Raw genomic sequence first — 20654 nt, forward strand, 5'->3', positions numbered from 1 at the left:
TATCAACATTTATGAATATTATCAGATTGGCACTGAGAAATCCGATCGCTGTCATGGTAACAGTCATTGCGATTGCCTATTTCTCTGTCATTACCATCAGGAATATTAAAGTAGACATCTTTCCCAATATTGAGTCTCCAGCCATTTACATAGCCATGCCTTATGGAGGGCTGTCTCCTGCCTATATGGATGGCTTTATGGCTAATCAGTTTCAGAAAGTACTCATTTTTGTAAGTGGGGTAAAAGACCTGGAATTTAAGAGTGTGCAGGGGCTTAGCCTGATGAAGCTGACCTTTTATCCGGAAACGGATATGGCTCAGGCAGCGGCTGAAGTAGCCACTCAGGTTTCAAGAGCTATGGCCTTTTTGCCACCGGGAGCTGTACCTCCTCAGGTCGTACGTTTTGATGCGAGTGCCCAGCCGGTAGGCCAGCTGGTCTTTGAAAGTCCTCAGCATTCTATTGGAGAATTACAGAACATGGTCATCAGTCGTATCCGGCCTATGTTTGTGAATATTCCCGGGATCACCGCGCCAGCTCCCTTTGGGGGTAATGCCCGCACAATGGTGGTTAACGTAGATCAGGAACTGATGCACGCTCATGGTATTACAGCAGAAGAGGTCATGACTTCTATTGCGCAGAATAACTTTCCATCACCGGCAGGCAATGTTCAGATTGAGGATCAAAACCTGATGAGTCCGGTCAATACTTTGGCTCTTGATGCTGAAGAGTTTCTGAATATCCCTGTCCGCAAAGGCAGTGGACCTACGGTTTTTATCAAAGACATCGCCTCCGTGACCGATGGGTCAGACAAAACATCGGCTTATGCACTGGTCAATGGTAAACGGACTGTATACCTGCCTATCATTAAAAAAGCAGATGCCTCCACGCTGGCAGCAGTGAATAATCTTAAAGAAGCCCTGCCCATGCTGGAAGAGACTCTGCCGGAAGAAGTGAAGGTAAGCTATGTATTTGACCAGTCGGGCTACATAGAGAGTGCCCTCAACAACCTGGTACATGAAGGAGTGCTGGGTGCATTGCTGACCGGACTGATGGTACTGCTCTTTTTAGGTGACAAAAGGGGGGCATTGATCGTAGTGCTTACCATACCGATTGCTATCCTTTCAGCAGTCATTCTGCTCTACCTCTTCGGACAGACGATCAACATCATGACGCTGAGTGGGCTGGCGCTGTCTATCGGAATACTGGTAGATGAAGCGACAGTTACCATAGAAAATATTCACCAGCACTTTGAGCAGCATAAACCCAAGGCACGAGCCATACTGGATGCTCTACTGGAAATCTCTCTACCCAAGCTTTTGATTCTCCTCTGTATTCTGGCAGTATTAACGCCTTCTCTGATGATGGCTGGCATTCCTAAAGATATGTTTTTGCCACTGTCAATGGCGGTAGGTTTTGCTATGATCGTCTCTTTTCTGGCATCTCAAACTTTTATACCGGTACTGGCTAACTGGATCATGAAAAACAAACATGTACAGGGTGAGAAAAAAGCGGCCCGTACACGCTTTGACAGATTCAGAATTCGTTATACGCTACTCATCAGAAAATGGCAGCGGCATGCTCCTAAAGTGATAGGCGTATACACTTTAGTTGTAATTGGGCTGATCTCCTGGGGGCTCCTTACCATTGGTACCGATATACTGCCTCCCAGCGATACTAAGGATTTGCAGATGCGGATACAGGCACCTCAGGGAGTGAGTTTATCCAAGTCCGAAAATTATTTGCTGGAGGTTGAAAATCTCATCCGAAAGGAAGTAGGTGAAGAACATATTCGAATTACATCTGCATTCGTGGGTATGCATTCTCCTAATACCCCCATCAACCCCATCTTCCTTTTCACCAGCGGTTCTCACGAGTCTGTATTGCAGGTTTCAGTTGATGGAGACACTTATGAGGGAAGCATGAATGAGCTGAAAGAAAGAATAAGGGCAGGGGTTGAAGAACAGTTTCCTGAAGTTCAGATTACCTTTGAACCCATTGAGCTGGTAGAGAAAATTATGAGTCAGGGTGCCACTACGCCTATTTCCGTCAAAGTACTGGGCAAAAACCTGGACGAGGCGAAAGCTTATGCCATGAAAGTGAAGAAAGAGCTTGAGGACATTGACTACTTGCGTGACGTGCATATTGCTGAAGCTGTCAACTACCCCAGTATCTCCATTGATGTAGACCGGGAAAGGGCAGCCCAGTTTGGCTTGAGTGTGCGTGAGGTTAGTACTGCTTTAACCACCGCCACCTCCTCTACCCGCTATGTCAATAAAAACATGTGGGTTGACCCAAAATCAGGACTGGTATTTCAGGTGCAGGTTCAATTGCCAGAGGTGGAGGTACAGTCCATCAACGATCTGCGTACTTTACCGTTAAAAGCGGGCAGCTTGCATCCGGTGCTGGAAGATGTGGCTACCATACAACATTCCGATGAACCAGGGCAAGTCAACCGACAGGGGCCAAACCGCTATGTGACGCTGGTCGCCAATACCCATCAGGTTGATTTGGGAACTGCCTCCAAAGCAGTACAGCAAGCCATTAAAGATGCGGGAGATCCTCCCCGCGGACTGATCGTGAAAGCTGTTGGCGCGGTAGAAATTCTGGAAGAAACGCTGAGCAGCTTACAGGCCGGATTGCTAGTCGCTGTCGTTGTGATCTTCCTGATGCTTACGGCCTATTATCAGTCCTTTGTCGTTTCCGCTTTGATCCTTTCCGTAGTTCCTGCCGTCATTGGCGGTAGCCTGTCAGTCCTTCTGCTGAGCGGCAGCACCCTCAACCTACAATCCTACATGGGCATCATCATGTCGGTAGGTGTTTCTGTAGCCAATGCCGTCCTCATCATCAATCAGGCAGAAGAATACAGATTACAAAGAAGGATCAGCGCATTGCATGCTGCCCGTTTGGCAGTTTCTTCCCGCTTACGACCCATACTGATGACTGCCTCAGCCATGATTGCCGGAATGATTCCTATGGCTATTGGCATGGGTGATGGAGGCGGACAGGTAGCGCCCTTAGGACAAGCTGTCATTGGAGGGCTTATTTTTTCTTCCCTTACAGCTTTGCTGGTATTGCCACACCTTTATGCCCTGGTGAGAAAAAATGCCTCTTACCAAAGTAAATCCTTATATCCTGATGATGCTAATTATCAATTAACACATGCATAACATATAAATCAATGATGAAGATGATGAAAAGAAATATTTTAAGCATACTTCCTGTTATTGTTCTCATTGCAGGCTGTAGCTCACAGGGAGCGGAAGAGCAGCAGGAAAATAAAGAAGAGAAAAGTATAACTCAAACAGTACAGACGGTAGCTGTCAAAAAAAAGCAGCCTGTATATACCCTGAGTTTGCCAGGAGAGCTACACCCTTACGAAGAAGTAGCGCTGTATGCAAAACTCAGAGGCTTTGTAAAAAAAATACATGTAGACCGGGGAAGTGAGGTCAAAAAGGGACAGCTACTGGCTGTATTGGATGCCCCCGAAATCACCCAGCAGTACATAGCCGCTAAGGCAAAACAGAGAGAGGTCAACGAACAGATCAACTATAGTTTACAAGCATATAGACGATTGCAGCAAGCCGCACAAAAAAAGGGAGCCGTAGCTAGCATAGAGCTGGAGGAAGCTAAAGCCAGACTGATGCGGGATAGTGCTGCCTACCTGGCATTACAGGCAGAGATGGAGGCCGCCCAGCAGTTGAAAGATTATGCCTACATCACTGCTCCCTTTGATGGGGTGATCACCGACAGGAAAGTGTCACCGGGTGCCTTGGTAGGAGAAAACAGTAAGCCCCTCTTTGCTTTATCCCAGCAAGATAAATTACGCCTTACGGTAGCCATTCCGGAAAAACACGCTCGTGCTCTAAACGACAGCAGCCAGGTAACATTTACAGTAAGCGGACAGCCAGGAAAAACATTCAGCACCTCTATGTCGCGCAGTAGCACCATCATCAATCCGGAGCATCGCGCTCTGATGGTAGAGTTTGATATTGATAACCAAAACCATCAGCTCAGTGGAGGAGAGTATGCCCAGGTACAGCTTGCGTTACGCCGACCGCAGCCTAGCCTTCAGTTGCCTGCCAGTAGCATCGTACAGTCTCAAAACAAAGTGTATGTGGCCAGGGTAGAAAACCAGACCATACAGCATATAGTTGTAGAAAGAGGCATATCCCAGGACTCCTTTGTAGAAGTGTTCGGCAATCTTGAGGAGAAAGATGAGGTAGTCCTGGAGGCCAGTGAAGAAATGAGAGAAGGAATGAAAGTACAAACAGATCAAGTAGAAATTAATAACGATTAAATTTAATAAGCATGAATACTAAAAAAATAATTACAATCGCAATACTAGCCATCAGCATTATAGGAATGGTCTATCTATTCGCATTTGACAAACCGGCTAATAAAGCAGAACCTCATACTGAGGTGATTGAAACACAACATACAGTGCAGCAAAATACATCTGAGTTAATCAACGCTGAAGGTGAACAGCTTAACTTTGCTGACTTTAAAGGTAAAGTGGTATTTATCAACAACTGGGCAAGCTGGTGCCGACCCTGTATTGCTGAGATGCCTACTATTGAGAAGCTAAAGCAAGAATTTAGTGAGGAGGACTTAGCCTTTGTCATGGTGTCCTTTGATCAGGATCCTAACAAAGGGTTAGAATGGATGCAGAAAAAAGAATTTGACCTCCCGGTTTACTTTCCCGGACAAGAGTATCCTCAGGCGTACTTGACGGATATCATTCCCGCATCCTTTATACTGGACAAAGAAGGAAAATTAGTGCATACGCAAATGGGAATGGCAGACTACAGCAGTCCGGAATTTATTGAACAAATGAAAGCGTGGATCAATCAGTAAAACAGCAATTACAAATCACTTAACCATGAAAAAAATCATCATTTTATTCATCGCATTCACTAGTACAGTCATGAGCACGAATGCCCAGCAAACCGCAAAAGAGCAGGTGGTAGATACAAAAAAGCATCAGGTAGTGATGCAGGTCACACAAGGAGACTCTCTTTTTCAATTATCAGTAATTAGTCAGTTGAAAAATATCAAAAAAGCATTGCCTAAGGCTGAAATTGAAGTGGTCTGCCACAGCCAGGGATTGCCTATGCTGGTCAAAAACCAGACAAAAGTAGCCAAACACATTGAAGAGCTCAGCCAGCAAAACGTTACTTTCGCTGCCTGCGAAAATACAATGCAGCGGCATAAGATCAAGAAAAGCGATCTGCTGCCGCAGGCTACCACGGTACCTTCCGGACTGGTAGAGATCATTCTCAAACAGGAAGCAGGCTGGTCGTATGTGAAAGGTGGAATCTAGCAGGGGCCGATGCATTTATGTACCTGATAATCTTATGTAGAGTAGAAGTTACCCTACCCCACTTTTGTTGAGGGCCGGAAAATCATAAAGCCGCACAGTTGCACATGATGATGAGGGTGACATAACTACATCTGCCAATAAAAGGAGCTGGTTTTATTACACAGTAAGATTGCTTCAAATCTGCGTAATGAAAATTGCGCGCATCCTGCGATATTCGTAATATCTTGAGAAAAACGATAAAGACTGATAACAAAGCCCGGGTTTCTGGTTCTCCCCGGGCTTTTCTTTTGCCTTGTGATATGGATAAAGATAGAATAACTTTAGAGGAATTTTCGTGCTTATCGCTGGAGCAGCGTGCGCAATATTTATTGAGTTTTGGCTGCAGGATGACTACCAAACTCTTTCCTAAGTTTGCTTTCACCCTTTATCAGATGGAAGACTTCTTTGTGGAAGTAATTTATAATAAAGAAGACAATCACATTCAATCTATAGAGGGCTTCTATGATACTGAGTATCTTATGGGGTATGTAGAAGACTTCCCCATCAATCATATCCTATGATTGCCATAAGTGTGGCTTAAATCAACTTTTTGATCTGGCTAAATTTCTCATCTTCATGAACAGAAAGGAAATAAACTTTAAAGGTAGTTCCATGGCCTAATTTACTGTGAACCTCAATTTTCCCCCCTCTGTTTTCAATGATTCTTTTGATCATATACAGACCTATACCTGTACCTTTGATATGGCTGTGCATTCTTTTAAACATGGTGAAGAGTTTGGTTTGCTGCTTTTCGCTCAAGCCCAGCCCATTATCTTCTATGCTTAGAATAATATATCCATCTTCTTCATATGTCTTTATCCCAATCTCAACCGGCCGTTCCGGATCCCGGTATTTGATCGCATTGCTGAGAAGATTATATAGGATACTTCTCAGATTATTCCTGGGATATAAGATCTCCTTTACAAGAAACTCTTCTTTGATCAACGCCTGCGATTGATCAATATCTGTTTGAATATCTTCTTTTACACTATTGAATATCCTTTCAAAGAAAAGCATTTCACCTTCACTTTCTATATCCTTCTGAATCTTGGTGATTTCTGTAAGATCATAAATGGTTTGTTTCAGCTTCTGGATAGAATTGTCTACCATTGAGAGCAGAGTATTTTCACGAGCACCCAGTTTGTCTTCCAAATGTGCTTTCAGCATTAACATGATGCTTTCAACATTTAAAATCGGATTTTTAAGATCGTGAGAAGCGGTGTAGATAAAGTTATCCAGATCGGTATTGATAGTCTTTAACTGGGCACATGCTTTTTCTAATGCCTCCTGTGTCTTTCTCTGCTCTGAGATATCAGTAACCAAAGCAAAAAAACCTTCTACGTTTTTTCCTACCCTATGCGGTATATAATGAACAGATACATGCTTTTGCCCTGCGTTCTTGTAATTTAATTTGGTTTCAAGATAGATCGTTTCCCCGTGCAGCACTTTGTGTATGGTATCCTTTACTTCCAGATAAGCAGATGTTCCCAAAACATTCTCTACTTTTTTTCCATACACTTCAGTGCGAGTACAGCTAAACCATTTTTCATAAGCTTTATTATTAAAACGATATCTTTCTTTTGAATCTACATAGGAGATAAGTACGGGTAAAGAATCAGTAATAAGCTGTATTTGCTGTTCTCTTTGATGTAGTTCTTGCGTACGTATTTTTATCTTGTCCTCTAAAGCAGTATTTGCCTCAATTAATTGTTCTTCCGCAGCCTGAAGCTCTTCTAAAGCACTGGCTAACTCTTTATTTTTATCATCCAGCTCCTTCTGGTGATGCTGAATTTCTTTATGATATTTATCCTGCTCCTCTTTACGAAGATCCAGAAACATCTGGAAGGTAATCTGTTCAATGCCAGCATAGAATATTTCAAGTTCTTTGGCAACCGAAAGGATCACTTCCGGCTCAGACGTGTACTCAGGAAGAAAGTTGAGCAGAAGAAGCTTCCGAACGTGATATACCAGCGTAATATCGGCAGCCTGTACTTTATCTTTGCCTACAAGCGGATGGGTGCCTGATTTCCACTGCTGGAGCGTTTCTTTTGTACTTTCAAAAGCTTGATCATTGGATAACTGCTCAAAAAATTCCTGAAGCGTTTGTTTTGAGAAGTTTATAAACTGTTCCTCAGAAAGATGATCAAAAAGCTTTAGCAGAGGGACGTTCAGCGCTCTGGATATCTTGATGCTTTCAATGGCTGTTTCTTCCAGGCAATTTGCCAAAAGAAATTTGCCATATTCTTTCAAATGAGGAAAAGTATACTGAGAGACAATAGCGTCAGCCATTTTGGGTGTAAAGATAATAAATCTTTCTTTAAGGAAAGTGATCAAAACAAAGGGCTTTGAATTTTAAGTTCTTTAAAGAGCCTTCTGTTGAAAACTTAGTTAGTTTGCACCATCAATTTTAGTATTTATTTATTAATGAAGGTTAAATTTTTTTGATACCACATGACAATGGCAGCCTGTTAATCAGCACCACCACCAGTGGAAATGCCACTTAGCGTATGACATGGGGGCATAGCTTAACGTATGCATAGACGTAAAGCCTAACATCTTCACATACAATTTAAGAATATATATGTAGATGTTCTCCTTACCTGACTCACTGTCAGGCTTGTCATAAGCCAGCTCATAAGTCAAAACAGCGGCTTTAACTGATTGAAAGTCAGATTAATCCATCTATCAGCTATTGAAATTAATGTTATTCAAACTCAACCGGGTTACGATGGTCACCGTAGCGTCCGCCTGAACGTTTCAGGGGAATCTGCATGCCTCCGGTTCCTTCCAGCCAGTCATACACCTCAGTAGTAAGCTGCTCAATCAGTTCCTGATGTTCTTCACTGCCGTATAGGTTATGCATCTCATAAGGGTCTTCCTGCAAATCATACAACTCATTGGTATCCCATACGCCGTGGTAGCGAATGAGTTTGTACCTGTCTGTTCGTACCCCATGCATGGTAGGAGTCTGAGGATAAGCATTCTCCCAGTAATATTCATAAAAGATCCGGTCTCTCCAGTCTACCTCTTCTCCTTTTAGGATATGCATGATAGACTGTCCCTGCATCTGTTCAGGCTTCTGCACGCCTGCCAGTTCCAGAATGGTTGGCGCTACATCTATATTTTGTATCATCTTATCAATGATCTGATTACCTTCCAATACTTCAGGGTATCTCACCAAGAAGGGGACTTTTACAGACTCTTCATAAAAATGGCGTTTGTCAATCAGGCCATGTTCCCCGAAAGAAAAACCGTTATCTCCCATGTAAATCACCAGGGTGGATTCTGCCAGCCCCTGCTCTTCCAGGTAATCCAACACTGCCCCTACACTTTCATCTACCCCCAGCAAGGTCTCGCAATATCTTTTATAGAAGGTTTCATAATCCATACGGCCATGATACATGTAGTCAACCCCGTGCCAGCTCTCGCGCTGCATCTTCTGCCAGTCAGGTGTTCTGAACTCTCCATAATACGCTTCTCCACGGGCAGGTTCTGTAAAAGCATCGGCTTTAGCGGCTCTCTCATCCAGGAAACCCTGAGGATAATCTACTTTTTCTTCTACATTATTGGTGGTGCCGGTATAACGAGGCAAACCATAAGGGTTGCTCTTTCCTTTGACCGGCTGGGCAGAGGTAAAGAATGAGGGAGGTAATACGATTTCTTCATTTTCGTATTTCCCCATATGTCGCCGGGCCGGGATAAAATCCCCATGAACAGCTTTATGGGAGAGATACAGAAAAAAAGGTTTTTCTTCCTCCCTGTTCTTCAGCCACTCAACTGCGTGCTCAGTAAGCAGATCAGTGATATAGGTAGAGTCACCATAACTTTTTCTTTCGCCATTAATGTTCAGCGTAGGATTATAGTATACCCCCTGCCCTTTGAAACTCTCCCAGTGGTCAAAGCCGGGACGGGGGTCATCTTCGTCACCCCCCATATGCCACTTTCCAAAAAAGCCAGTCTGATAACCTGCTTCCTGCAAATACTCAGGGAAATAGATCAGGTCTTCAGGCGCGGGAGCAGAATTATCCACTACGGTATGGGTGTGAGAAAACTGCCCTGTCAGGATAGATGCCCGGCTGGGAGAACAGAGCGAAGTCGTCACAAAAGTGTTAGGAAAATAAGCGCCTTCAGCAGCCATTCGGTCCATGTTGGGCGTTTCCAGCCAGGGCACTTTGCCCGTAAACCCCATGAAGTCAAAGCGGTGATCATCGCTCAGGATAAAAATCACGTTTTTGGGTTGAACATCAGGTATTCGTTCCATGGTCAAATCCTGCTCGCCTGATTGCGCCCAAAGCGTATGCAGGCTGAGGCAAAGGCAGCATGTAAATAAAAAAGTCCGGTTCATAAGTAGTTTTTTTTAAGTCTGGTTGTTTCCATTCGTAATTTAAAAATTATTTGCGCATTTCCTCTTCACGTCTTTGGGGCATAGGGGCCTGATTTTCTTCTAACCACTGTTCCAGTTGGGCTTGCAGCTTATCACGTACTTCGGGCTGCTTTTGGGCAAGATCTCGCTTTTCACTCATGTCCTGACTGAGGTCATAAAGTTCTACCCCATCAGTTTCATAAAACTTTAACAGCTTCCATGGCCCCTGGCGAATTACACTGACTGGTCCGGTACGCCATTGATGGTTGGGATAGCCAGGGAAATGCCAGTACAGTGATTCACGGTCTAACTTAGCGTCAGGGTTTTCAAACAAAGGAAGAAGGCTCAGCCCATCCAGCAGATAGTTTTCAGCCTTTTTGACGTTCGCTACTTCCAGAAAGCTAGGGTAAAAATCTATGCCAATAACCGGCTCTTCACTCTGTGTACCTGCTTCAATGACCTTTGGCCAGCGAACAATCAACGGCACCCTGATACCTCCCTCATAGAAGTTCGCTTTGCCTCCCTTCAATGGAGCGTTGTCGGTGATGTTGTCTTTGGCATGATTTAGATAATCATAGCTACCTACTCCCCCATTATCCGAATAAAAGATAAAGATGGTGTTATCTGCCAAGCCCAATTCGTCCAGTGTCTGGGTCAACTTTCCTATGTTCCTGTCCAACGATTCTATCATGGCAGCATAGGCAGGATTATCGTGCCCCCCTTTTCCTTCTTTCTGCCGGTACTTTTCAACTAAACCTTCTGGTGCCTGTAAGGGCGTATGAGGCGTATAATAAGACAACTGCAAATAAAACGGCTGATTCTGGTGTTCCTCAATAAATGCCGCTGCTTTACGGGTAAGATAATCAGTCAGGTATTCTCCTTCCTTTGCATCATCAATGTAGGGGTTATTATTCGGCTTAAAATAGCCTCCCTCCCAACCTCCGGGATTGCCCATATTATAGCCGCCGATGTTGATATCAAAGCCTTGCTGTTCAGGTCCGGTAGCAGGTGGAGCGCCGATATGCCACTTCCCGATAAGCGCCGTAGTATATCCACCTTCGCGCAGGGCTTCTGCTATCGTAATCTTTTCAGCTGGGAGCTCGTGTGCGTTGGGGGCCGATATCATTTTACCTGAAGGTGAGTTACCTACATGATATACAGGCTGATGGGGGTAATACTGCCCACTGATCAGTGCGGCGCGGGTTGGAGAACAGTTGGCCGCATTGGTATAAGCCTGGGTGAACTTCATGCCTTCGTGCGCCAGCCTGTCAATATTCGTTGTTTCGTAGTACTGGCGTTCTAAGGGATCAAAACAGTTGATATCAGCCCAGCCTAAATCATCGGCAAGCACAAATATTATATTTGGCCGGGCCTCGGTAAGCTGATTACTGTGAAGCTGCTGGGATTTAGCTGAGTACGTGAGCAGCAATAGCCCTGTCAGGATTGCTGTCACTTCAAGCCGAATGCGCCCTAATATTTTCTCCGGTCTAAGTTTTTTCTTTTGGTACAAGCTTACTTCAGGTTATAGTATTAATAGATAGTTTACAGATCATGAAGGTAAGCACAAGCAGGGACAGTTTCCAAGCTGCTGTCCCTTTAACTTGTACTTTAGCCTTGTCTGTCAAGAGCTTATTTATCTCCCAATGTACCTTCCCTATCTTTTAACTGGTTAGGTCCCTTTACCAGATTGGCATTATGTTCATCCACAACTTTTTTAATCTTCTCAATGACTTCAGGCTGCTCAGCCGAGATATCATATTTTTCCGATGGGTCTGTGTCTACGTTGTAGAGCAAGGGAGTTTCATGTGCTTTTTTGGGTTCATCACCATATCCACCCTCTGTAATGAAATGCGCCTTGTACTCTCCTAAGCGGACAGCATATATTTCTGTTCCTCTGTAGTAAAATACTGTTTCTCTGGGGCTGGGCTTTCTTTCAAACAGCACAGCAGACAAATCTAAGCCATCCATTTCACGGTCGGTGGGAATCTCAACACCTGCTAATTTGCTGAAGGTGGTAAAAAGATCCATGGTAGTGCCCAGGTCTGTAATAATGCCAGGAACAATTTTTCCCGGGCACCAGAATATTCCAGGTTCTCTCATGCCCCCTTCCCAGGTGGAACCTTTACCATTACGCAGCAAACCGGCACTTCCCCCTTCTTCACCCATTACCAGCCAGGGACCATTATCTGAAGTGAAAACTACCACAGTATTTTCCGCAATACCTTCTTCTTTCAACGTTTTCAATACTTCCCCTACACTCCAGTCTATTTCTTCTATCACATCGCCATAGAGCCCTCTTTTACTTTTGCCCTCAAAATCTTCAGAAGCAAACAGAGGTACGTGAGGAAGGTTGTGTGCCAGGTACAGAAAGAAAGGGGCTTTCTTATTTTCAGTGATAAACTTAACAGCTTCTTCGGTATACCGCTTCGTAATGGTATGCTGCTCTGCCGGTTGCTCAATCACCTCGGTATTTCTTAACAGAGGTACATTAAAGGTTTCTATCTTTTTACGATCCGGGCTCTTCCACAATTTCCAGTAATCACTGGCTGAGGTCATAGGAATGCTAACATCCATGTCATTGGAGTAGGGTATACCGTAGTAGTAATCAAAGCCATTGTTGGTAGGTAGATATTGCTCCTTATGTCCCAGGTGCCATTTGCCAACAGCAGCCGTAGCATATCCTGCCTTCTTAAGCTGTTCCGCCAGCGTGATTTCAGATTGCGGCAGACCATTTTTAGAATTTGGAAACAACACGCGGGTAGGTGGAGGGCTGGTCATCCCGTTTCTCACCGGCAGTCTTCCGGTCAACAAAGCCGCCCTGCTAGGTGTGCAAACACTGGCACCTACGTAAAAGTTGGTCCACTTCTGCCCTTCCATCGCCATCTGATCAAGATAGGGAGTTTTGATGGTTGGATGCCCGTAGACACCCAAATCACCATATCCCATATCATCAGCAAAGATGATGATGAAGTTAAGAAGATCCTCCTTACGCTCCCGGGCTGTTAGCGGTTGAAAACTTTCCAGAAAAGTAAAAACCAACAGAATAATGAAGGTTAAGCAAAGCTTTTTGCACGGGTAGGCAGATTCATAATCTTGTATCATAAAAGATCAGATATTGAATTAGTAGTTGGGACTATTTTGCTCTAACAATTCATTGGCATCCAGTTCCACCTGAGGAATTGGGTAAAGAACATGGTGGGGCTGAGCGTTCTTTCCTCTGGCCACTGCATTAGAAATAAAGCGGTCATGGCGGAGGAGGTCTTCTCTTCTTTTGCCTTCAAAGAAAAACTCTTTAGCCCGTTCTTCCAGAATTGCATCCCTCAGCGATTCCTGGCTAAAGCCTGCCAATGTTAATGGAGCCACACCTGCACGATCACGCACCTGGTTCATCAGGTCAATTGCCTCCTGCGAGGGTCCTGAGACTTCGTTTAGCGCCTCAGCTCTGGATAACAAAATATCTGCATAGCGTACCACAGGTATGTCATTGCCTGCACTAGCTCCTACGGAATTAGGGTCAAATTCAAACTTGAAGGGAAAAGATTGGTCATTACCTAAGCCTTGTACCAGCTCTCCTGCTGTAGTTACGTAGGCGGTATCAATCATATTACGCCGCTCATCCGTTACCTCAAAGGAATTCACAAACTCATCGTAGAGGTAGGTTCGTGCTGCGAACACACTGTTGTTGGGATATGGAAGAGGGTAGTTCGGGGGAAACATCAGTGCATTTACCGCCATGCTGGCGGCTCCGGAAGCCCCATGCTTAGGAAGTGCCCATAGTAGTTCCTGATTGCCTTCATTGCTGATACTGAACACATCCGCATAGCTGCTGCTTACCAGGCCAAATTCATTCAGCTCAATTATGTCCTGTGCCAAATCAGCGGCTTTCTGCCACTGACGGGTATTCATATAGTGTTTGGTCAGAATTCCCATCGCTGCCCCTTTGGAAGCCATGCCAAAGGCTTGGGGTAACACAGCTAAACTTGGGCTGTTGACCGCAGCCATTAATTCCTGCTCAATAAAAGTTCTAATCTCACCTTCCGAACCGTTGGGTTGTAAGGGAGCATCCGTGGAAGATGTATAGAGCGGGACCGGCCCGAATAAGTTATACAGTTCGGCATAACACCAGCCCCGGATAAAATGGACTTCGGCTTCTTTTAATGCCCGGAATTCTTCACTTAACGCTTCATTTTCCAGGTTATCCAGCACGATGTTGGCATCGCGAATCGCATTATAATACACTGTCCACATCGTTAGAATCTGTGCATGGTTGGCATCCCAGGTAAAGTCAATCAGGGAGACCCATAGGTTTTCAATGGAACCTCCAGCACCCCATATTTCACCGGCGGGCATACCGCCCAGATAGAAAGGGGACCATGATCCTACCAAGCCGGACCTATGGGCATACGCATAAGCGGAATTGAGTACCACATTCACTCCTTCTTCACTGGAGAAGAGCGTTGATGGTTCCAGCTCGGAAAAGATTTCTTCTTCCAAAGGTTTTTCGCATGCTGAAAACCCAAATATCAGTAGCGTTAAAATAATCTTTAGTGTGTATGATTTCATGATAAGTCTTTTTTGAAAGTTGTACATCAGAAGCGGGCGTTTAATCCGAGGAGAAAGGTACGAGCCAGTGGATAGCTGCTGTAGTCAACCCGTACATTGCTTCTTCCGAAGGAATTGGCTTCCGGATCAAAACCGATATAATCAGTCCAGGTGAGAAGATTCTGACCTGTGGCGTACACTCGCAATGAACTCAGGAAACCTATATTATCTACCGGCACATTGTAGCTTAACTGGACATTTTTCAGCCTGATGTAGGAAGCATCCTGTAGTACCAGTGAATTCACTTTACTTCCTCCATAAGAATTAGGGTCTGTTCCTGAGGGCCAGGGAGTGTCCGTGTTTTGCGGCGTCCATCGGTTCAGCATTTGCTCAGACAGGCGGTTTCTCCTAAAGTTGGCTGGATACAGGCTCTCAATCACGTTGATATTCAGTAATTCAGATCCCTGCTGTCCCTGGAAGAACATATCCAGTTGCCAGTTTTTATAGCTGAAAGAATTCTGGAACCCAAAGGTAAAATCAGGAAAGGGATCACCCAGAATCGTCTGATCGGCCGGGCTAATCGCACCATCTTCATTCAGATCGGCAAAGATCGGAAAGCCGGGCTGTGCATTGGGCTGAGCAGAATTATCAATATCATCACCTTCCTGAAATATTCCGGTGACTTCGTATCCATAATAGGAAGCTAAAGCTTCTCCCTTTTTGATGATCGCGGTATTGCCCACTGCCTGAATATCGCCAGTGACAATTTCGTTGACGCGCCCCAGATCCAGGACTTTGTTCTTGATGGCGGCAAAATTAGCAGTAGTACTCCAGCGGAAGTCCGGTGAGGAAATGTTGATGGCGCTGATTAAAAACTCCACACCCTTGTTCTCCACTTCACCCACATTGGTCAGAATAGACTGGTAGCCAGATGAGCGCGGCAGTGGCAGGTTAAAGAGCAGGTCTTTGGTGTTTTTGGAAAAGTAATCCAAGGTACCGCTGATCCTTCCATCCAGAATGCTGGCATCTATACCCACGTTAAATTGCTCTGTGGTTTCCCATTTCAGATCCGGATTGGCAATGCGCTGGGGTTCAGCGCTATTCTGTATGGTATTATCAAAAACCACATCAGGCCCGGTACTAAAGGTCAATTGTGATCCATAGTTTCCAATCTCCTGGTTACCGGTTTGTCCCCAGCTTGCTCTTAGTTTGAGTTGCTCAAATGTTTCCGGAATAAAATTTTCTTCAGACAGTTTCCAGCCCACAGCGAATGATGGAAAGTAGCCGTATTTATAATTCTGACCAAAACGGGAAGAGCCATCGGCACGAACAGAGGCGGTGAATAAAAACTTATCATAGAGGTTGTAATTGACCCTTCCCAGATATGACAATAACGTATTTTCTTCATGATTACTGGAGAGGTTGTCGGTATTAGTATCGCCTAATCCCAGGTTATCAGTTCCCAGGTCATCGGTGGGGAAGCCACTGATGTTGGCGGTAAAAAGTCGGCTGATAAAGGTCTGATAAGTTACTCCACCCAGAATGGTAAGCACATGGTTTTCATTAATGCTCTTGTTATAGTTCATGGTGTACTCTATCAGGTAGTTTGAACGCTCCAGTTCGCTGATGTTGGCAATTCCTCCCGCCGCTACTCCCCGTATAGTCTCTTGGGAATTATAAATATCTCTTCGAGAATTCTGCCGATCGGCACCAGCATTCAGCTTGGCGTTTAAACCCTCCATGATGTCATAGGAAACGAAAAAATTACCAATTGTCCGGTTGGTCTTATTTTCACTGCTTACCCCTTTGATCAGGCTCACCGGATTGTTAATCGTCAGGTTCGTTGAGCGGGCAAAGGTTCCATCTGCATTGTAGATGGGTTCGGTGGGGTCATACAATAAAGAAGTATAAATAGGGCCCGCATTTTCATTGGTATTCAGGCCATCTATGGCATTGTTATCACTCACCAAACTTGTGTTCAGGTTTAATCCTACATTGACTTTTTCCCCAAGCTTAGATTCAAGGTTTACTCTGGCGATATACCTTTTCATACCGGAGTTCTTCACTACCCCATCCTGGCTGAAGTAGTTAAGCGAGGCGAATACAGTCGTGTTCTCATTTCCCCCACTCAGGGATATATTTTGATCGGTAATCGGAGCAGAGCGGTAGATCTGATCCTGCCAGTTGGTTCCCGCTCCTATCTCCGCAATATCGCTTTCTGTAAAAACCGGATCATTACCCCGTGCCATTGATAATTCATTAATGACGCCAATGTATTGGTCGGTGGTAAGTATATCCATTTCCTTAGCTACATTTTGTATTCCGGCGTAGGTATTATAGCTAAGAGTAAGCCGGTCTTTTCTACCTTTTTTGGTAGTGACCAGAATCACACCATTGGCTCCACGGGAACCATAGATAGCGGTAGCCGAAGCATCTTTCAGTATTTCAATAGATTCAATATCGTTGGGGTTCAAGGAGTTCAGAGGGTTCCTGGGACTCTGATTTTCCGCGACCTGTGAAGCCCCGCCATCGGAAGAGGATAGATTGGGGCTGTTGTCAATAGGAAAACCATCTATGACATAAAGGGGCTCATTGCTGGCATTGATAGAACTGGCTCCTCTCACTCTTATGGATAAGCCACCACCTGGCTCCGAACTACTTTGCTGGATTTGTACACCTGCTGCCCTACCCTGCATCATCTGGTCAACTGAGGCATTGGCGCCAGGGTTCAGATCCTCTGACTTGAGCGAAGACACCGCACCCGTTAAATCACTTTTTTCTACAGTGCCATACCCTATGACGACCACCTCGGAAAGCGACTGAATGTCAGGCATCAAGGCCACATCAATTACACTTTGCGCATTGATTGTTACTTCTTCGGCAAGATATCCTATGGAAGAAAACACCAGCGTATTCACATCATCGCTTACAGTTAAATTATAGTTTCCGTCAATATCAGTTACGGTTCCGGTAGAAGTCCCTTTGGCCAGTACATTTACGCCGGGCAACACTTCTCCATTCTCTCCATCTGTCACTTTTCCACTGACATTTTTTTCAATGAGCACTTCTATGGGTTTTTCATTCTCTTTATTTTTTAATTTTCTAACGTTAATGGTATTATTTACCTGCCTGAATCCCAGTTTACTGACCCTGGATATTTCCATAAGTACATCGGCCACCGAGCGATTATTCAGCTTCAAGTCAATTTGCTCATCTATAGAAATATCCTCTTTGTCATATACAAACTTAAATTGTGTTTTGGCTTCAATGCCATTAAATATTTCAAGTAAGGGAGTATTATTATAATTTACTGATATGATTACATCTTTTACGTTTCTGATACTTTGAGCATCACCTTCGGCTGCTAAGAGCAACTGAAAACAGAATAGTTGTATTATCATACCATAAGTCACGAACTTCGTACTCATGAATAGTAGTTTTAGTAGCGTAATTTTCATACTTTAAAGGTGTTTTTGTAAAACTTCGGTTTTGCATAGGCAATAGAAACCTTGTGGACAAAGTGACATCTTTTGGTCGAGCTGTCTTTGCCCAAAGGGTTCTAAGAGATAGGCTGGTAGCGTTTTTAATGCGCTACCCGCTTTTTTTTAGGTACTGTCTAGCAGGAGTTTCATTTAAGCTAGTTTAGGTTGTTATAATAATTGATTTTTGATTGATCCTGAATTGAAAGCCTTTTACATAGCTGATACTTTCCAGCACATTTTCCAGGTTTTCATTCTCAAATTCTCCGGTAAAGCTCCATGCGTTTGTAAAGAAGCCTTCAGGCAGGATAAATTCTACACCATACCAACGTTCAAGCGTAGTGAATATACGCTGAGCAGGAGCATCCTGAAATACAATGATGTTGTCTTTCCAGGCCAGGGTGCTGTATAAATCAGCCTGCTGTTTGAATATTGCACTCGCATTTTTTTCCACATAAGCCTCCTCTCCAGGCTTCAGAAATACCCCGGTACTGTCCTTTTCTTTAGGCTTACATACCTTTACTTTACCACTGGCCAGTACCACCTGTACCCCTGCATCTTCTTTGTAAGCTTTTACATTGAAAGAGGTACCCAAAGCTTTCGTATCCACCCCAGCGGCTGATACTATAAAGGGCTTGCTTTTATGCTCAGCTACATCAAAAAATGCTTCTCCTACCAAAGCTACTTTCCTGATGGAGTCATTGAAACCTTCAGGATAAGTAATGCTGCTTCCGGCATTGAGATTCACCGTGGAACCATCGGGTAAAAAAATCTTGGACTTACTTCCAAAAGGATTTTCTTTTGTGATATAATGTTTTACTGCAACATATTCAGGGGTCGGAAGCTCACTCTCACGAATCAGTAAGAAGGGAATGGTAATAGCCAAAGCCAGTATGGCTGCAACCTTAAATATTTGACTGGTAAACAAGTATTGCTTTTTCTCTACTTCCTTCTTATCAATTTGCCTTTGAATAGCTGCGAAACTCTGATTGGTAACTAATTCTGAGCGATGTTTTAATTCTGTATCTTGATCCCATGACTCTTCTATACAGGCTTCCCCCCGCTTCTGATCTTCAAACCAGCTCAGAACTTTCAGGGCTTCGGCATCCGTGCATTTTCCCTGATAAAATTTATCTATTAAGTCTTTGTCCACCATATGCTTTCTTACTGGATATATAGGTATATCCTTTTACCCTGCTTCGCACCCAGCGGATGTTGATTATTTACATACTTTTTAATGAAATACACTTTCTGATAAGAACATTGACAGACTACAAAAACTATTATTAAAAAATTATCAATGACAATTAAAAATCAGGAAAGGGTAGCGATCAATCTCAATCATAACAGATCCATCAGATAAAGAGCGCAATACAGGTGCTGCTTTAGCAGATACTTTTTTATAGTTTTTAATGCCAGATGTATGTGGTTTTCAACTGTACTCTTAGATAGATGTAGGCGTTCGGCAATTTCATCATTACTCAAACCTTGGAACCTGCTCAGCATGATCACTTTTCTTTGCATAAAGGGTAGGTTTTCAACAATCTGCGTAATCACTTTTTGCGTTGATCTAAAATTTAACTCTTCCTGAGTTTCATTACTAAATCCGGTCTTGGTCTGCAAGTGATAAGTTTGATAGGCAAATTCCCGCATTCTTTTATTAGCTTTCTTATAAATACTATGCTTGGCAATCTGAATGAGGTATGCTGAAAAAGATAAGTCCGGATCAAGATTATTCCGCCCTTCCCATATTTTAACAAATACTTCCTGAACTACTTCTTCGGCATCAGATGTAGAGCGGGTAAAATGCAGGCATTTGTAATATAGCTTCGCTTCATATTTACGAAATAAATATTCAAAGCTAATTTTATCTCCTTCCTTCAGCTTCTTCACATGTAAAAAATCGTCCTGATTCACTCGGAAGCCATGCTCCATTAATGCCTGAATTTTATTACTTACTTAAAATTTACTGCATAAATATACACTATTTTGTAAGCATTTGAATAAATACAATGTGTATTTGTCTGTACCAAATTCATCCTGATTAGGATCAGTATTAGACATTTTCTCTTTCCCTGGGTTTTGTATTATTCTGAAGATTGCCTGTACGCTACAAAGGTGATTCAACCAGCATAAAGATTATTTTGCTGAAGCAGTCTTTCAAATACAATCCACTGTCATACTATAATCATTTTTTCTCACCGGAAGGAACTTGAATTAATTATATTCAAAAGAACGCATAATCGGCACATGAAAGCACAAATGCATATGCACTTTTTTTTACTTCCCAGCAAGAGATTATTAAATCAACAGACCTTAGAAAGCTATAATCAGCTTATATTAAATGAAACTGAAAAGAGCGTCATACTTAATTTATGTCTATACATACAGTTTCTGGCAGATCGTGATTTTATGCTATTGGTCGTCCATTGGCAGTATTCGGCCTTCAAGAAAAAAACATTTGGCCATGGGCAAGACAGTCCGCATCTGATCCTCCATCCTTCCGGCACGTAATTATTGATGATCAGCGGACCATCGGCTACATGGACAAAGTTATGCAAAAACATTCCACAGTAGTTCATATGCTAGCATAATCAGAATAACAGCATCCAATACATTAGGGTGGTGTTCAGACTACAGGGAAGTTGATCAGCATAAGCAATATAATGTAGCCAATCAAACTTTTATGGATTCTCAGCATGGGCTAACCATCACTTGCATTAATTTAGAAAGGTAAAGACCTAAAATTTAAACGATTTTTTTTGCCCCTTTTAAGTAATTTCAATAGTATTCAACCTTGGACGAATATTATTGGTTATTCTTATTTTTGATGCCATGGAAACTCGGGCTGTGCCACTCAAAACGGAACTCACTGAAATCATACTGATCATCTGGCTCGGATTTTTTATTG

At 43.5% G+C, this 20654-nt stretch carries 14 protein-coding genes; 6 read left to right on the plus strand and 8 right to left on the minus strand.

Going from position 1 to position 20654, the window contains the following annotated elements; translation table 11 throughout:
* Nucleotides 1–11 precede the first annotated feature (11 nt).
* The 5 genes from OKW21_RS15290 (at nucleotide 12) to OKW21_RS15310 (ending at nucleotide 5880) form a co-directional block, all read left to right on the plus strand.
* Nucleotides 12–3167 (plus strand): efflux RND transporter permease subunit, encoded by a 3156-nt coding sequence (locus tag OKW21_RS15290; RefSeq protein WP_277480607.1) that lies wholly within the window; start codon nucleotides 12–14, stop codon nucleotides 3165–3167.
* 20 nt (nucleotides 3168–3187) lie between these two features.
* On the plus strand, nucleotides 3188–4297 hold the full coding sequence (locus OKW21_RS15295; protein ID WP_277480610.1) for an efflux RND transporter periplasmic adaptor subunit: 1110 nt from the start codon (nucleotides 3188–3190) through the stop codon (nucleotides 4295–4297).
* An 11-nt stretch (nucleotides 4298–4308) separates the two neighbouring features.
* Nucleotides 4309–4854: a TlpA family protein disulfide reductase gene (locus tag OKW21_RS15300; RefSeq protein WP_277480612.1), complete on the plus strand. Its 546-nt coding sequence runs from the start codon at nucleotides 4309–4311 to the stop codon at nucleotides 4852–4854.
* Nucleotides 4855–4879: 25 nt separating this feature from the next.
* Nucleotides 4880–5320, plus strand: a complete 441-nt coding sequence (locus OKW21_RS15305; RefSeq protein ID WP_277480613.1) for a DsrE family protein — start codon at nucleotides 4880–4882, stop codon at nucleotides 5318–5320.
* Nucleotides 5321–5544: 224 nt separating this feature from the next.
* Nucleotides 5545–5880: a hypothetical protein gene (locus OKW21_RS15310; RefSeq protein WP_277480616.1), complete on the plus strand. Its 336-nt coding sequence runs from the start codon at nucleotides 5545–5547 to the stop codon at nucleotides 5878–5880.
* 16 nt (nucleotides 5881–5896) lie between these two features.
* Here the strand turns inward: OKW21_RS15310 and OKW21_RS15315 are convergent, their stop codons facing one another.
* From OKW21_RS15315 to OKW21_RS15350, 8 genes are all read right to left on the minus strand, one after another.
* Complete coding sequence (locus OKW21_RS15315; protein ID WP_277480619.1) at nucleotides 5897–7693, minus strand: sensor histidine kinase; 1797 nt, start codon at nucleotides 7691–7693, stop codon at nucleotides 5897–5899.
* Between the two features lie 370 nt (nucleotides 7694–8063).
* Complete coding sequence (locus OKW21_RS15320; RefSeq protein WP_277480622.1) at nucleotides 8064–9704, minus strand: sulfatase family protein; 1641 nt, start codon at nucleotides 9702–9704, stop codon at nucleotides 8064–8066.
* Nucleotides 9705–9750: 46 nt separating this feature from the next.
* Nucleotides 9751–11232, minus strand: coding sequence for a sulfatase (locus OKW21_RS15325; RefSeq protein ID WP_277480625.1), 1482 nt, complete (start codon nucleotides 11230–11232; stop codon nucleotides 9751–9753).
* A 119-nt stretch (nucleotides 11233–11351) separates the two neighbouring features.
* Nucleotides 11352–12824 carry a sulfatase family protein gene (locus OKW21_RS15330; RefSeq protein WP_277480628.1) on the minus strand — a complete coding sequence of 491 codons (1473 nt, stop codon included), beginning with the start codon at nucleotides 12822–12824 and terminating at the stop codon, nucleotides 11352–11354.
* A gap of 18 nt (nucleotides 12825–12842) precedes the next feature.
* Nucleotides 12843–14285, minus strand: a complete 1443-nt coding sequence (locus tag OKW21_RS15335; RefSeq protein WP_277480630.1) for a RagB/SusD family nutrient uptake outer membrane protein — start codon at nucleotides 14283–14285, stop codon at nucleotides 12843–12845.
* Between the two features lie 26 nt (nucleotides 14286–14311).
* Complete coding sequence (locus OKW21_RS15340; RefSeq protein WP_277480634.1) at nucleotides 14312–17692, minus strand: SusC/RagA family TonB-linked outer membrane protein; 3381 nt, start codon at nucleotides 17690–17692, stop codon at nucleotides 14312–14314.
* A gap of 214 nt (nucleotides 17693–17906) precedes the next feature.
* Nucleotides 17907–18899, minus strand: a complete 993-nt coding sequence (locus OKW21_RS15345; RefSeq protein WP_277480636.1) for a FecR family protein — start codon at nucleotides 18897–18899, stop codon at nucleotides 17907–17909.
* 185 nt (nucleotides 18900–19084) lie between these two features.
* Nucleotides 19085–19678, minus strand: coding sequence for an RNA polymerase sigma factor (locus OKW21_RS15350; RefSeq protein ID WP_277480638.1), 594 nt, complete (start codon nucleotides 19676–19678; stop codon nucleotides 19085–19087).
* Nucleotides 19679–20011: 333 nt separating this feature from the next.
* Here OKW21_RS15350 and OKW21_RS15355 point away from each other — a divergent pair, with 333 nt between their 5' ends.
* Nucleotides 20012–20257, plus strand: coding sequence for a hypothetical protein (locus OKW21_RS15355; RefSeq protein ID WP_277480641.1), 246 nt, complete (start codon nucleotides 20012–20014; stop codon nucleotides 20255–20257).
* The last annotated feature ends 397 nt before the right edge of the window (nucleotides 20258–20654 follow it).

It is taken from the genome of Catalinimonas alkaloidigena, from assembly GCF_029504655.1.
GTDB classification, from domain to species: domain Bacteria; phylum Bacteroidota; class Bacteroidia; order Cytophagales; family Cyclobacteriaceae; genus Catalinimonas; species Catalinimonas alkaloidigena.

Coding starts and splice junctions, on each gene's coding strand:
- OKW21_RS15290 (WP_277480607.1), top strand. CDS start 12: ATGAATATTATCAGATTGGCACTGAGAAATCCGATCGCTGTCATGGTA.
- OKW21_RS15295 (WP_277480610.1), top strand. CDS start 3,188: ATGATGAAAAGAAATATTTTAAGCATACTTCCTGTTATTGTTCTCATT.
- OKW21_RS15300 (WP_277480612.1), top strand. CDS start 4,309: ATGAATACTAAAAAAATAATTACAATCGCAATACTAGCCATCAGCATT.
- OKW21_RS15305 (WP_277480613.1), top strand. CDS start 4,880: ATGAAAAAAATCATCATTTTATTCATCGCATTCACTAGTACAGTCATG.
- OKW21_RS15320 (WP_277480622.1), bottom strand. CDS start 9,704: ATGAACCGGACTTTTTTATTTACATGCTGCCTTTGCCTCAGCCTGCAT.
- OKW21_RS15330 (WP_277480628.1), bottom strand. CDS start 12,824: ATGATACAAGATTATGAATCTGCCTACCCGTGCAAAAAGCTTTGCTTA.
- OKW21_RS15335 (WP_277480630.1), bottom strand. CDS start 14,285: ATGAAATCATACACACTAAAGATTATTTTAACGCTACTGATATTTGGG.
- OKW21_RS15340 (WP_277480634.1), bottom strand. CDS start 17,692: ATGAGTACGAAGTTCGTGACTTATGGTATGATAATACAACTATTCTGT.
- OKW21_RS15345 (WP_277480636.1), bottom strand. CDS start 18,899: ATGGTGGACAAAGACTTAATAGATAAATTTTATCAGGGAAAATGCACG.
- OKW21_RS15350 (WP_277480638.1), bottom strand. CDS start 19,678: ATGGAGCATGGCTTCCGAGTGAATCAGGACGATTTTTTACATGTGAAG.
- OKW21_RS15355 (WP_277480641.1), top strand. CDS start 20,012: ATGCACTTTTTTTTACTTCCCAGCAAGAGATTATTAAATCAACAGACC.